This window comes from bacterium (genome assembly GCA_024226335.1).
Lineage (GTDB): Bacteria > Myxococcota_A > UBA9160 > SZUA-336 > SZUA-336 > JAAELY01.
The window spans coordinates 21858-35894 of record JAAELY010000172.1 but is presented as its reverse complement, the minus strand read 5'-3'; the positions used below and the strand labels follow the sequence as shown (position 1 = coordinate 35894).

General features: G+C 62.8%; 13 protein-coding genes. 6 read left to right on the top strand and 7 right to left on the bottom strand.

The features are described from left to right. Positions 1-7: 7 nt before the first annotated feature. On the top strand, positions 8-685 hold the full coding sequence (locus GY725_08455) for an outer membrane lipoprotein carrier protein LolA (protein MCP4004211.1): 678 nt from the start codon (positions 8-10) through the stop codon (positions 683-685). 92 nt (positions 686-777) lie between these two features. Then, positions 778-1317, top strand: a complete 540-nt coding sequence (locus GY725_08450; GenBank protein ID MCP4004210.1) for a DUF3261 domain-containing protein — start codon at positions 778-780, stop codon at positions 1315-1317. Between the two features lie 289 nt (positions 1318-1606). Here GY725_08450 and GY725_08445 read toward each other — a convergent pair whose 3' ends face one another. From GY725_08445 to GY725_08435, 3 genes are all read right to left on the bottom strand, one after another. Then, the gene (locus GY725_08445; protein ID MCP4004209.1) at positions 1607-2458 is read right to left on the bottom strand and encodes a hypothetical protein; all 852 of its coding nucleotides are present in this window, start codon (positions 2456-2458) and stop codon (positions 1607-1609) included. Then, a complete protein-coding gene (locus GY725_08440) occupies positions 2451-2732 on the bottom strand; it encodes a hypothetical protein (GenBank protein ID MCP4004208.1) in 282 nt (93 codons plus the stop codon). Before GY725_08440 ends, GY725_08445 begins: the two co-directional genes overlap by 8 nt. A 109-nt stretch (positions 2733-2841) precedes the next feature. Then, positions 2842-3585, bottom strand: a complete 744-nt coding sequence (locus tag GY725_08435; protein MCP4004207.1) for a hypothetical protein — start codon at positions 3583-3585, stop codon at positions 2842-2844. A gap of 548 nt (positions 3586-4133) precedes the next feature. Here GY725_08435 and GY725_08430 point away from each other — a divergent pair. Then, positions 4134-4469, top strand: coding sequence for a hypothetical protein (locus GY725_08430; GenBank protein MCP4004206.1), 336 nt, complete (start codon positions 4134-4136; stop codon positions 4467-4469). Between the two features lie 144 nt (positions 4470-4613). Here the strand turns inward: GY725_08430 and GY725_08425 are convergent, their stop codons facing one another. Beyond that, positions 4614-4712, bottom strand: coding sequence for a DUF3850 domain-containing protein (locus GY725_08425; protein MCP4004205.1), 99 nt, complete (start codon positions 4710-4712; stop codon positions 4614-4616). 242 nt (positions 4713-4954) lie between these two features. Between GY725_08425 and GY725_08420 the strand changes: the two genes are divergently transcribed. Beyond that, complete coding sequence (locus tag GY725_08420; protein ID MCP4004204.1) at positions 4955-7879, top strand: hypothetical protein; 2925 nt, start codon at positions 4955-4957, stop codon at positions 7877-7879. Positions 7880-7947: 68 nt separating this feature from the next. Here GY725_08420 and GY725_08415 read toward each other — a convergent pair whose 3' ends face one another. From GY725_08415 to GY725_08405, 3 genes are read right to left on the bottom strand one after another with little or no spacing between them, the layout of a single operon-like run. Continuing rightward, complete coding sequence (locus tag GY725_08415; GenBank protein MCP4004203.1) at positions 7948-8508, bottom strand: nuclear transport factor 2 family protein; 561 nt, start codon at positions 8506-8508, stop codon at positions 7948-7950. A gap of 11 nt (positions 8509-8519) precedes the next feature. After that, entirely contained in the window at positions 8520-8888 is a 369-nt protein-coding gene (locus GY725_08410) for a response regulator (GenBank protein MCP4004202.1), read from the bottom strand. Between the two features lie 35 nt (positions 8889-8923). Further along, positions 8924-10366, bottom strand: coding sequence for an MFS transporter (locus GY725_08405; protein ID MCP4004201.1), 1443 nt, complete (start codon positions 10364-10366; stop codon positions 8924-8926). Between the two features lie 134 nt (positions 10367-10500). Here GY725_08405 and GY725_08400 point away from each other — a divergent pair, with 134 nt between their 5' ends. Continuing rightward, positions 10501-11688: a hypothetical protein gene (locus GY725_08400; protein MCP4004200.1), complete on the top strand. Its 1188-nt coding sequence runs from the start codon at positions 10501-10503 to the stop codon at positions 11686-11688. Then, positions 11685-14024: an alkaline phosphatase family protein gene (locus tag GY725_08395; protein MCP4004199.1), complete on the top strand. Its 2340-nt coding sequence runs from the start codon at positions 11685-11687 to the stop codon at positions 14022-14024. The genes GY725_08400 and GY725_08395 overlap by 4 nt, the downstream gene beginning before the upstream one ends. Positions 14025-14037 lie beyond the last annotated feature (13 nt).

Below are 14037 nucleotides of genomic sequence, written 5' to 3'. Positions count from 1 at the left end.
GAGCCCCATGGCACGTTCATTGTCCAGCGCTCTGCTCGTGCTGCTGGCGTTTGCCGTGTTGATCCCCGAGGCGCCCGTGCGCGCCGCGTCTCCGCTACCGGGTCGCGAGACCCCGCTCGATCTCGAGACGCTCCTCGCCGACTTCGCACGCATACCCGGGCTGGCGGCGCGTTTCCACGAAGAAAAACACCTCGCGCTGTTGGTCGAGCCGCTCGAGACACGCGGCACGATCTACTTCGCGCCACCGGGTCGGCTCGCGCGTCACACCGAGGCCCCGCTGCGCTCGACCCTGCTGCTGGACGGAGAGCAATTGCGCTACGCGTCCGACGAGGATCGCGGCGCGCTCGACCTCGCCGTGCATCCGATGCTGGGCGTATTCGTGGACAGCTTTCGGATGCTCCTCCGAGGCGATCTTCCAGGTCTGCAAATGAACTTTGTTCTGGAGCTTCGGAGCGTCGGGAAGCCGGAGGGCCGCCGCTGGGAGCTCGTGCTTGAGCCGCGGGCCGAAGCCTTGAAGCGGAGCCTGCGCGTGCTGCAGATTTTCGGCCAAGGTCGCTCCGTCTCGCGACTCCGGATCCTCGAGCGCGGCGGCGACGAGACACTGATGGTGTTCACGGACGTCGACAGCCAGCGCGTGTTCACACAACGCGAGCTCGACGAGCTGTTCGAGTTGCCCGCCCCGTGAGCCGTTGCGCCGCCGTCGCACTAGGGCTGCTTCTGGCAGCCTGTGTCAGTCCGCCACAGCGGCCACCGCCGATGCTGTCCGATGCGAGCACTGTGAAGCTGCTCGCGAGCGGCCAGGTTCCCGGGAACTTCGCCCTGCGCCAGCGCCTGCGCTTCCGGGCCGCCGACGGTACCAGTGGGGCGCTCGAAGCCGTGCTGCAGGTCCATTGCGGTGCGCTAGTGATCGTGGGCCTGTCTCCGCTCGGCCAGCGCCTCTTCTCCATCACCCAGCGCGGGTACGAGACGCAGGTGCAGTCTTTCACGACCCAGCCCTGGCCCTTTGCACCCGACCGCGTCCTGCTCGATGTGCATCGAACCTATCTCTACCCCGTGGCCGACCCGCCGCTCGCCGACGGCAGTCACACTGTGTTTCTGGGGAGCTTCGCTTTCGTCGAGCGTTGGCAGGACGGCCGGCTCGTCGAGCGCACGATCCCGGACCGCTTGGGGGCACGCATGGGCAGCGTGGTTGTGAGCTACAAAGGAGGCGTCGCACCGCGCGAGGTTCCTCGTCGGGTCCACCTTCGAAACGGGCTGCACGACTACGAGATCGAAGTGGAGACACTCTCGCGTCGGGAACTCATCTGTCCCAGCTAGTCTGGAGGTCGGGCCAAGGCTCTCCGGAGGCCGCGGACGAGTTCCGCGTAGATCTGCCGAAGGGCTTCGTTCGTCGAGGATCGAATTGCCTCCTTCTGAACGAAGACCCCTCCCATGAATGCCAAGGCCTACCCGCTGAACTAAGGAGATGGCAGACCAAGGGAAAGCTTCGGTCTTCCCGAGCGACGACCTCGCAATTCGCATCCACGGGATCGATGAACAGATCGCATAATGAGAGCAGTTCCGGAAATCGAACGCCCCCCATTGTCGTGACTTCGTCAGCGGTTTGTCAGGGTGAAGGCGGGGAATCTGAGACAGTCAACGACTTGATCCAGCCGACGAACTTTCCGGTCCAGGCGATCGGGATCAACACAGCGTAGGAGACCCAGGCAGGGCCGCTGTACCAGCGCAGCCCCTCTCCCGCTATGTACGTGCCGTAGGCGCCCCAGAGCGCCGGGTAGGCCGCGCTCTCGCCGTCGGCGTCGCCCTCGGCGCGCAGGTAGCTCACTGCGTCCGTCGAGGCGATTCCCTCCTGCCACAGGGGCACGATCGGGAGGATGCGCACGGCCGAGTAGAGGCCCTTCGACTCGCGACGCGCGAAGTCCTTGGCATGTCCGCCCTCGTGAAGGACGATCGCCGGGACGTCGGAGTAGATGTTGATCGTGTTCGTGAACGGATTGTAGTTGTCTCCGCCGAACGCGCGCTGCGGCAGCGCCGTGTAGGTCGCCAACGTGAGGATCCCGAAAGTATAGCGCCAGAAGCCACCGATGTTGCGGTTGCGGAACAGTCGCGACCACTCGCCGGGAACCGAGTACTGGTTCAGTCGCACCTTGACGTTGCACAGTTCGTTGGCTCGGAGGTACTCGACGAGGGCAGTCTCGGTCTCCACCGAGATGTCGTGGTTGTCAACCTTCCAGTCAAGCAGGGTGATCTTGCTCGGCACCGAGAGCACGTAGTGGCCCAGCCCGTCGAGCAGCGCGTGCGGGCGACCGCGCTCGATCTGCGGCTCGCCCGCGCGTAGTGGCATCAGATCGGCGCTATCGCAAGTGGACGGTGTGTACGGGAGGCTCGCGCACCCGAACAGCAGGCAGCAGTGCAGTGCCGTGACCGTGCGCCTCCACACCGGCACGGCGCTACTCATGGGTTTCCCGCACGGGGTCGTGCGTGATGCTCGGGTTGAAGCCCATTGGCCAATAGATCACGGCGTTGAGGATGGGAAGCCGGAAAATCGACGCCACGCGGAACGTCGCGTGTAGCCGCCCCTCTTGGATCGCTTCCTCATTCTTGGATAGTCGGAACTCGGTGGCTCCTTTTGGGAGGGCTCTCGCCTGTACGGTCACGGGCCGACGATAGACTTCGAGCTGTGTTCCCTCGGGGATGACGAAGCGGCCCGTGGTGGTGCAGCCCGTCAGCAAAGGGCCAGCCCTAGGGTGATCGTGGCGGCATGGACGGACATCTTGTTCTCTCCTCGACTCGCGCGGGAACGGGCTCGGTGGATCCATTTACAAAGGAGAAAGCCATCGATCAACGACGATTCGACTCCATGGCCACCTGCTTCCAAACGGCCACTCCTTCCGCTTCCAACAACAGGGAGGGTCTGCACAGATCCGCGACCACGAGTTCGAGCTCGCAATCCGCCGCGAGGAGTTCCTCGAACAGCCGAACGACGTCCCCGATCTCGGTCTCCCGTACTACGTAGACCCTAACGAGACGGTACAGCGCGAGAAGGTCCCGCCGCGCGAGGTCACCGCTCAAAAGGCGCGAGCTAGCGCGGGCGGCGCCAGGGAACGCAGTGGCCGCGACCACTGCCAGGTTCGTGAGCGTCTCACGCGCTTGTGCCTCTACATCTCCCAGATGCTCGGAATCCTCCCCTACGATGCTCGCGGTCCCTGAGACGAGTGCGATCTCGCCTTCCCAATCTCGGTGGGCCAGTGGGGCCAGCCGCGTGGCCCTGGTGAAGCAGGGAGGGTTCGCTCCATATCGCGGAGAGTACTCGTACGCTGCGACTTGGCGAGGATTCTCGATGGCGATCCCGGGATGTGCGCTCGCGAGTACGTGGACTTCCAGCTCGTTCGTGCCGATGTCGACCGCCGATGCTGCGCATAGATCTAGTGAGAGGGGCTCCCCGTCGCAACGGCTCTGGAATGCGGAAAAACGTCCCCGGTTGAAGAGGTGATATCTTGGTTGTCTAGACAGAGCCTCCCGGTTGATCTGCGGAACGAAGTTCCAGATTCGGACGGGATGAACGCCCCGCTTCTCTAGCCTCATCAGGACCGCAGCGTATGCGTCTATGACAGCGCCTACGAGGGCTTCGTCAGGCCACGCGGGTGGCCAAGGCGTGCGAGCCGACATGAGGGAGAATTCGTCGCCAACCACCTCGCTCAGAACCAGGTCGCGCCGAGCGCGCTCCCAGATGGGTTCACCGCCGGCCAGGTCAGTCGCCCATGTCGGTACGTGAGACGCGACAGAAGGCTCCGCGGTGGGGAGACGAGCTTGGACCGACTGGGGCGCATCCAACGCAGCTGCGATACGAGCGACCATCTATCGATGGTACGCACGAAAGAATCTCGGATCAATTCCTAGCGGAGCGCGCGGGCAACTTGCCATCGCCGATCCGCTATTGGCTGCAGCCTCAATTCAAAGGGTGGATGGGGATCCATCCCGGCCGGGCAGGAGCGCCCGAGCCTGCGATTCGAGCGACGCAGAGTGTGAGGCTCTGCTGTGTTTTGCCTACGGGAGTTCGCAAGGCTCCCGTCTGCAAGATCCCTCCAAAGCGGAGTATATTATTCATACGAATATCGACATTGGAGGCATGGATGGAAACGACGCGTCTCACTCTCGTAACACTGTCCCTGGTTGCCTCTCTGGCTGTGGGTTGCTCGGGCACGGCGTATAGGATGGCTGCGGTAGATGTGGACAGCAGCAAGTACACCAATCTCGGGGAAGGCGAGATGAGCGCTACCGGCTTGATGATTCTCAACATCATTCCCATTCAGAACACGAACAAGATCCAGCGCGCGGTGGACAGGATCCTCGAGGAGAAAGACGGCGACGAGCTGGTCAACATCTCCGTGAAGGAGAGCTGGTGGTGGGCATATGTAATGAACGGATACAAGGTTGATGTAACAGGGACAGTACTCAAGAAGAAGTAACGCAACGTCTAGTCCTGAGAATCTTGGATTCTCAGTTGCCCCTTGCCGCCCAGAACGATCAGAGTTGTTGGACGCGCCTAGCATCACGCCGGTCTCCATGTCTCTGGCTAGCTCCCACTCAAGGAACCGCAACATGTCGCCGGGCTAGAAGTTCCGATCGTTCCTCCGGACGTCGGCCGTCTTCATCCGGTAGCGCATGGCGTTGAACTGATCAGGCCACGTCTTGAGTTCGTGGATCTCCATTGGCCAGCGCTGGGGCAGCGAAGGTCGGCCGTGCTGTGGTGAAGAGCTCGCATGATGCGGTCGGTTTCGATCATCGCCGCAAAGATCAACAGAGCAACGTGACTGGCGACGATCGCTCGCACGGAGAGACGAAAGTTGTCACACCCTCGTAACAAGACCTGAAGGTCCAGGAAAAACGTCTTTGCAAACAGGTATTTACAGAGAGCAGTGCGGGTTCGAATCCCGCGGGGGTCACCACCTGTTTGAATTCCGGGCCGTTCCTGTACCCGCTGGGCCGTGGCTCGGTCGATCTGTTCGGTATGCTCGGGTCCATGCGACTCCGCACCGGTCTGCTCGCCGTTTCCATCTGTCTGGCTGCCTGCGGCCCGACCGGTTGCGGTGAAGTCCAGCGTCCGGTGACGGGCGCGATCCGGCTGCACCTGCGACAGATCTACGACACGGGAGCCTGGTTGCGACGGGTTCCCGTGGAATTGGCGGTTTCGCTCTACGCCCGGGTCAAGCTGGAGCGCTTTCTTGCGGAGCTCGAGCTTCCCGAAGCCCTGCACCAACGGCTGCGCGCGCGCGTGAATGCCGACGACTTCGTAGATGAGCTGGTTCCGTTCCTGCTCTTCGTACACGAGATGTACCAGCCGCCTGTAGGGGAGTCTGCGGAGACTTTCGATGATCACCTTCGCGCGCATTTCGCGCCGGAAGATGACGTGCCGGGAATCGAGCACTCGATGTTCGAGTGGAATCCCGAGCAGGTGCCTGAAGGTCCGAGTCTTCCCGGACTGGCGCCTGAGGTCGTGCGCGAGTTGCTCGCGTTCTACGATGTCCTGTATCTGCGAGATCGCACGGATGCTTCGCAGGTGGAGGAGCGACTCGCCTGTGAGAGACGGGCGGAACTGCCCGCGCTCGAGCGGGCTACGCGCGCCGCACTGCCTTCGATCCGCAATCTGCTCGAGGCGTTGGGCGAGCAGATGGAGGGGCAAGCGGATCTCGGTGCGGCACTGGCGGCTGTGCTGAAGGACGACGAAAAGCTGGAGACGGCGACGGCCGCGCTGATCCGTTTCATCGATCAGACCGTCTGCCGCAATTACCGCTTCTTTGCGTCGCGTGCGTTTCGCGCGAATCAGCTGAAGAACTGGCTGAAGGCCGAGCTGGCTCGCCCGCAGGGCGGCGCGCTCTGGTCCTACCTCGAACACGCGCAGTACGAGCGACGCCACGGCGTCGTGGTCGTCGTCGATGGCTTGCAGGGACGCCTCGTGCAAGCGCTCGCGGGCTCCGGCGCCGACGATGCATTCATCGCCCGGATCGCCGAAGAGCAGCGCGCGGCGGGTGGGCCCGCTCCGAAGGCGAAGTCACTGCGCGAGCCTGCGGCGCAACAGACCGCTTTCCTGGAAGCCTTCGCGCAGCGAGGCTACCGGCATCCCGACTATCTGCCGTTCTTTCGCGAGCGTCTGGCCGATGCGCACACGCACTGGCTTCCCGTCGGTATCTCGACCACTCCCACGATCAGCGTGCGCAATATTCCGATCGGGCTCACCGGCGCGCCGGTGGCGGGTGCGAACTCGACCGGTCTGCCGAACTTCCACTTCGTTGAGCGCAACTACGAACGCAACGGTCAGCAGCAGGGCAGGGCGTACTACTTCTACGGCAGTGATGCCGTCGATCTGGTGCGCCTCACCGACGCAGCGGAACTGCGGACTCTCTTCGAGCGCCTGCCTGAGGTGGGAAGCATGAGTTGCAGCGCTCAGTACGACGAGCGAGCCCAGTTCGGTATCGACCCTTTCGTCAACCTGGGTCTGGGAGAGAAGCTGCGCGATTTCGGCGAGCGTCAGTGTGCGGCCGAACTCGAAAAGCGCGTGGATACCGAGTTGAAGCTGCGCAAACTGCGAAACCGCCTGCTCGACAAGCGCGCGAGTTTCGACGGGACTTCTCCCTGGTGGCGTTTCTGGGTGCGGATTGCCGACGAGCAGGACCGCAAACTCGCCGAGGGTTGGATCGAGGAGATTGCGGAACTGGAACAGCGCACACTGCCCGAACTCCTGATGGTCTACGATCCCTGGCCCGATCATTTCGCGCACTTCGAGGGACCGTTTGCCGACGAGATCCTGGCCCCGTCGGGCGAACTCAATCGACTGGACTACTGGTTGGGTCGCTGGCAACGCGCCTACCAGAAGGCCGGTTTGCTCGAAAGGACGGTATTCGGTCTGTCCGGGGACCACGGCCTGTCGCCCGTGTTCCATCTCCTGAATCCAGAGGTCGAAATCTTCGACGCATTGCGCGAGCGGGGTCTGGATTTCCGGGTCGTGAAGATTTCGTCGGATGAAGGCGAGGGACCCAAGCTCACCAATCCATTTCGTCCACCGAGCATGAAGGGCATCGACGTGGTCATCGCCTCGACTGCGGGTGGCAACTATATGTTCGATCTCTTTGTCGATCAGGACGCGGGCTTCGCGCGCCAACCGTTGGCTTCGGAACTGCGCGCGATCCGGCCACTGTCACAGCCCGACGCCGCGCCCATTGACTTGCTGGAAGAGATTGTCACGCGCCTGTCCGACTCGTTGGAGTACCTCGCCGTGCGCGAGACAGCCAATTCGCCCGACGAGGGAAGGGTTCGCCTGATCGGCTGGCGGGATGGCGAGCGCGCTGAAGCGCTGATTCGACGCCGGGGGAATCGCCTGCACTTCAGCTTCGAGGGAGCGGACCTGCTCGACACGGATCGGCTTTCACCCTACGAGGTTTTCACGGACGACGATCTCCGCGATCACGCCGTCCTGCGCAAGCGCTGCCTCGGTGCCCTGGAAGACGATGTGAGCACCTGGTGTACCGAGGAGGCCTGGCGCCGGCTCTGTTCGTATACCCCGCGGCCCGATTCCGTGGTGCAACTCGGCCATTTATACGCCTCTGAGCGTGCGGGTACGATCAATCTCTTTCCGCGCGCGGGCATTGGCTATAACTCGTTCGTGCCTGGCCGCCACGCCGGGGAATCGTTTCACGAAAAGAACGCACTGGTCACTGTATGGGGGCCGCCACTTGCGTCGCGCAGGGCCGCTTCGCCGTTGCGCAGTGCCGTCAATGGTTCGGTGCCGATGGCGGTCTACCAGCATCTATCGGGGGAGCGTCCGCTTCGGGGCGACGACGGTTGGGGCTACACTCCGCTGCCCCATGACTGGTTCGATTAGGCTCCCTCGGAGCCCCATCAGATGTGATGCGATGCGGCCAGGTGTGGCGCACCCGACCCCGGACCTGCTCAGTCCTCGCGATCGCTGATCGTCTCGTACCAGTCGATCTCCGAGCGCCGGATCCAGCCCGGCATATCGGAGCCCTTCTTCATGCGCTCCAGCATCTTCGGAGTCAGCTGATTGTTCTTCGCCATGGCGCCGAAGACCGCGCCCGCGTTCATGTGGTCGAAGAAGTCGCGTTGCCAGCTCCACTTGAAGTCGCCCGCATAGCGGAACCAGGATCCGCCCGTGCCGGCGATCTCGTAGGGCTTGCCCTCGGGGTCCTTCTCGGGCGCGATCTGACGCCAGATGCCCAGGATCTCTCCCTTCTGGTCGTCGATCAGAGTGCGAACGTACGGGTAGGACCAGTGCTCCAGTCCCTCCATCTCGGAGCCAAACACCCAGTCCTGGATTTCCTGGCGATTGCGCGCTGCGAACTCCCAGCCCGAACCATTGTTCCAGGTGTACAGGGCGTCTTCGGTGTAGAAGGCGGACATCTTCGACCAGTCACCCGTGCGACCGGCTTCAGTATTTGCGGCGACCCAGCGCCGCGTCATCTCTTCCATTTCTTCGCGTGGGAAGGAATTCATCGTTTGGCCAACTAACTCTTCAGTACCCGCTCGACGAGTTTGCCCAACTCTTCAGAGCGGAAGGGTTTGTTCAAGGTGGCGCACACGCCCAGATTCTGGGCGGTCTCGAGAGGCTCCAGATCGAAGGCGCCGCCGCCTCCCGAGACTGCCACGATCTTGACGTCCGGAAACTCGGTGCGAAGTTCGAGGATGAGTTCCAGGCCCTCTTTGTCGGGCATGTAGATATCGGTGATCACGAGATCCGCCGGTTTCTCACGGTAGGCGACCGTCGCGTGCATTCCGTCGGAAACCTCGTGCACCTCGTGGCCCATAGTTTCGAGCATCCCGCGGATGACTCCACGGATCTGCGCATCATCGTCGACGACAAGGATTCGGGCCATTTACTCGTCTGGCATTCTACACCCATATGCGTGGACTACAACGACGAACCCTCCCCGCGCCCGATGCTCTCCTGAGCGGCTCTCAGGTCGCTATGCGAGAAGCGAAAACGCACCAGGGCAATTCCCGCAAACATGTAAAAGAGCGCCGGGAACCAGGAGTACATCCACACCATCCAGGTCTTGACGGTCTCGCTCTGCGGAACGCCCGGTTGGTAGCCGACGTGTTCTAGCACCTGTAGGGCGATGAACCCGGTGATCGCGTTTCCCAGTTTCGTAGCGAAAGCCCAGATCGCAAAGTACGAACCTTCGCGCCGGCGGCCCGTCTCCATTTCGTCCCAGTCAATCAGATCGGCGACCATCGAAGGTGGCAACGAGAGATAGTTCCCAAAAGCCATGCCACCGAGTACGAGGATTCCCGTGAAGTAGAAGATGCTGCCCTCGTCGAGCCAGAAGCAGGCCATGCTCGTGCAGGTGGCGATGGCGAGGGCCACTCCCCAGGTGTTGCGCTTGCCGAGCGATCCGGCCAGCCGGTTCCAGAACGGCAGCGAGACCACGCCACTTCCGAAGTACACCAGCAGGTAGTACGACCAGGTCGGCACCCACCCCGGCATCGCCGCAGACCACCAGTCGGGCGTTCCGATGATGTACACCGACATGTATATGACCAGCACTGCCGGGATCGCTCCCGCGATCGCAGCGCAGGTGAACGCGAGCAAGAGCGGGCGAAAATGCGGATTGCGCAGGGTCGCCAGCCAGCCTGCGTAGGGGTTCATGGGTTCGCGACCGTGGAACTCCGATCGTTCGCGGGTAGTCACTCCGCAACCGATCAAGAAGACCGTCGTGCTGAAGCCGAGAATCGCACCCATGAAGGAATAGCCCGCAGGTCCGCCGTAGGCGTTGATCAGGTATGCGGGCAGCACGGTGGCCGCGAGCAGGCCGGTGAGAGCCCAGCCTTCGCGCACCGCGATTACCTTGACCCGTTCCTCGTAGTCATCTGTCAGTTCGGCGCCCAGGCTGAAGTACGGGACGGCCCCGATGGTCCACATGAAGTAGGTCAGGATGTAGAAGCCGAGCATATAGGCCAGTAGATAGCCCTGGTGGTTGGCCGGGTCGTCGATGGCTGGCGGCGAGAACAGCATGTAGAACGACAGCCCCAGGGGAATTGCGGTCGCCAGGATATAGGGTCTGCGCCGACCGATGCGCGTGTGCGTGTGATCCGATAGGTAGCCCATGACCGGGTCGGTTACTGCGTCGAAACAGCGCGCGAGGAGCAGGGACCAGGAAACGAGCCCCGCCGAAAGTCCGACGTAATCGGTGTAGAAGAACTGCAGGTTCACAGCCACGACCAGGCCAATCAGGGCAAACGCGAAGTTGCCCGAGCCGTAGCCGAGAACCGAACCCATGGAAAGGCCGCTGCGCCGTGCACTCGGCTCCCGGTCCGAGCGTTCCTTCGTCGGGGTTTCTGTCTGGTCTTGCACTGTTCTCATTATGCATGGCCGGGCGCAACAGGTGTCGAATACCCCGGGAGGGAAACCGCTTTTCGCCGCGCCTGAACTCAACGGGAACCGCAGCCTTACCGATGAGACCCGCATATCGAAGAGGGGTCGACCGTTTGCCACACGAGACACGCGCGACGACGGCGGCGAAGATTCGCAGAATCAACTGGACAGTGACGGCCGGGAGCGTCATGGCCAGCATTCTGGTGCTCTTCTCTGGCGGATGCCGGAGCGGGGACTTCTTTTCGAAGTTGCCCCAGGGCGCCATGATCGGAGGGGATGCGGACGCCCTGGTTCGTGCCCTGTCACGCCTGGAACGACTCGAACTGGCGCCTCTGGGCCGGGACGCGCGCGAACTGCGCGAGCGCATCGCAGCGTGCAAGGCGTTCAGCGGTTCGTCTGCAGACGGCGAGATTGGCGCGTTGATGCGATCGATCCGCTGCGCTGAGGTCGAAGCCCTGCCTGAAGCCCTGAAGCAGATCCGGGGCGATGCCGACTTCGCCGTCTTGCTGCCGATTGGCGACGCCGGTCGTGTGGCGGGCGCTGCGCGTGTGGCTGCGGACGGGTCTCTGTCACTGGACGCGCGTTTCCAGCTCGACGCGAACTCGAACGCCGGAAAGCTCCTTTTGCCCGCTTCGGAGTTGCCCGGAGCGCCGACACTGAACGGCGACGACGTCCTCTTGCACGGTCGCTTCCGACCGGAGGGCGGTCTGAACATCGCCGCCCTGGTGCCGCAGGATTCCCAGGCGAGCGACCTGTTCCGCATGAAGAGTGAGCTCTTTGCGGGGGCTGTCCTCGACGGCACTCTGGAGTTCGCCGTCTACCTGCCCGAAGCCGGACGGCAGATTCCACCACTCGCGCTGAGTGTGGGCTTCCGTTTCAAGCGGGCTGCCATCGCCGCGATGGATCAATTCGTCTCAGATCTGCGCGAGACCTGGCCGGTAACGCCGGTACCGCTGACGCTTGGTGAACACTCGGGCGCCTGCCTCGACAATCTGAAGATCCTGCCGGAGTTCGCGCCCTGTTACGTCGCGACCGACGAGGCCCTGGTGATCGGCTGGGACAAAGCCAGTGTCTCCAGGTCTCTGTCGAAGACAAAGACGGCGGCTCTCGATGAGCGCGGCGGATTGTTCGTATTCCTGGAGCGTTTCTCGGCAGCCGACGAGATGCTTCGCGCCACACTGCCAAAGCCACCTGCGGCCTTCAAGTTCGATTACGCGTGGGATCGTCTGATCGCACGCACCTCCGTGCGCGAAGGCGAATATCGTCTGCAGATTGAACTCGAAGCAAAGGGCGACTCGTGAAGTCCCGCGCGATCTCGGCGACCCTTGCCGTCGTCTTGATGGTCGTCGCCGTTTCCCTGGGCGTGGTCTCTGCTCGCCGCGTCCAGCGGCAGGCGATGGTCGGCGAAATCTGCGATGCCACGCGCAATAGCGAGTGGGAGCTTGCGCTCTCGCTGGGTGACGATGCGGTGGATTCTGGTGAGGAAGGCCGGATTGCTGCCGAGTGCCTGTGCTGGGCATATGCGGCCCAGGATCGGCTCGACGAATGCGTGCAACTCGTGGAGAAGGTGCTCGCCGATCCCGCCGCGGACGACTGGGTGCCCGATGTGACGATTGCCCGCATGGTCGTTCGCCAGCGCGCGGAATCGGGCTTGTTCCAGGAAGCTGCGGAGTTGGCGCGTCGTGCGAACAAGGTTTACTCGCGCGACACCCAGCTGATCGAAGCCGAGATGATCAACCGCAGTATCTACGAAGACGAAATCGACGTGCTTGCGGATATGCGCACACGCCTGAGCGATGATCTGGAAACTTCGCTGGCTCTGCGTCTGGTGCTTTCGGCGGGTTACGAGCGCCGCAGCGATTGGGATGGTTCGCTCGAGGTCCTGGGCGAAGTGCCGCCACCCGAACCGGGCTCTGCTCAGACGGCCTGGTTCGAAGGGCGTGCGGGAGCTTTTGCCGGTTCCGAGCGACGCGAGGAGTTGAAGAAGACCTACGACTGGTGGCAGTCGATGGGCGGCAACTCAGCCGATATGGCCGCGCGCTACGCGATTCGCGTGAGCATGTTCGGTCTGTCCGATCCCGATTTCACGCGCATCGAGTTGCTGAAGAACGCGATGGACGACGAAGAGAAACTCGGCTCCGATGCTCTGAAACGCACGCTCTACGAGCGGTTGATCGGCCACTACCTGGTGGATGGCTACACTGCGGAGGCGCTGGAAGTCTACGATCGCGCGAAGGAAAAACTCGACAATGTGCTGATTTCGCGAGAGGAGATCCTGCGCAGTGCGGCTTCGTCCAGCCGCCTCTCGGATCTCGGCGCCGATCGCGCTCCCAACGCACTCGTGTTTCACACGCCTGAAGACGCGCCGCCGGGTCGCCTGCTGATCTCGCCCGCGATCGACGAAGAACCCGACACTGAATTTCACTCGCTACCCATCCGGCCCGGTCGCAGTCTGCGCGTCGAGCGCAAGTCTGCCATCCATCCGCAGCGTTGGGTCTATCGCGGTGAAACTGGCCAGACGCTGGCTTCGGGAACCGTGTGGCCCGATCGCAGGGAAACGAGAGTCGATATTCAGCCTCGGCCGCCCAAGGCGCCCGAAGAATTCGAGCCGCAACTCGCGCAGGGCGACGGTCGTCGGCGCGTGTTCGTGGTGATTCCCGACTGTGAAGACTGGCGCATCGTCCAGTACCTGCGCGCGCGCGGTGAGATGCCCGTGCACGACTTCATCTTGCGCAATGGCTATCGGGCGGTGCTCGAAAGCTCACCCGCGTTCACCGGTGCGGCCATGGAGAGCCTGGTCTGGCCCACGCGGGGCAAGCACGTCACGTTCCTGGGTCTGGCAAACAGGCTCGGCATGGAGATCGGCGGTCTCGCATCCGTGGGCAAGAACCCGTTCGCGTTCTTGCAGAAGGTGCTTCCAGAGGGTGAGAACCTTTTCGAACGAGTCGGAGCGGGGCCGCACGTGACTGCGAACCTCTTGTTCTCGCACGGCTACATCGATGCCGGTGAACACGCCGAACTCATCGGGCCCTCGAGCAAGCGTCGACCGGCGGGCCAGTTGCTGGCGATGCGGCCCTTGAACAATCGAGAAAAGAACGGGCTGCCGGAGATCTTCAAGCATCACCGCGCGTATCGATCCGAAGTCGAGAAGATGGCGGCCGAGTTCGACTCCGCGACCAATCTCGCGCGTTCGGGTGAAGTCGATCTATTGCTGATTCGCATCGAGCCGCTGGATATTCTGACTCATACCTTCTTTACCGAGATGCTGCGCTCCGAGCAGGATGACGGTGCACATACTTTGCTCTGGGCCTATCGCTATCTCGATCGTCGCATCGGCGAAGTCTGGCAGGAACTCGACGCCGACGACGTGCTGGTCGTGATGTCGGATCACGGGATTCGCACTGCGCTCGAGCACGACGAGGCCGCAATCTTTACGGCGATCGGCGGCGGGATCGAGCACGGTCGTGCGCCGGGTCAACCCCATCTGCGCGGGATCCCGCAAACCCTGGCCGCACTACTCGGAGTGCAGACCAGCTGGCCGAAGACGATTGTGGCGGACTGGCCTGAGGCTCCGACCCGGGCCCACGCGCAGATCGATTCGGTTCAGGTGCCACCGGCCAGCCCCTCCGGGAACTGATTGTCGGCCGGGG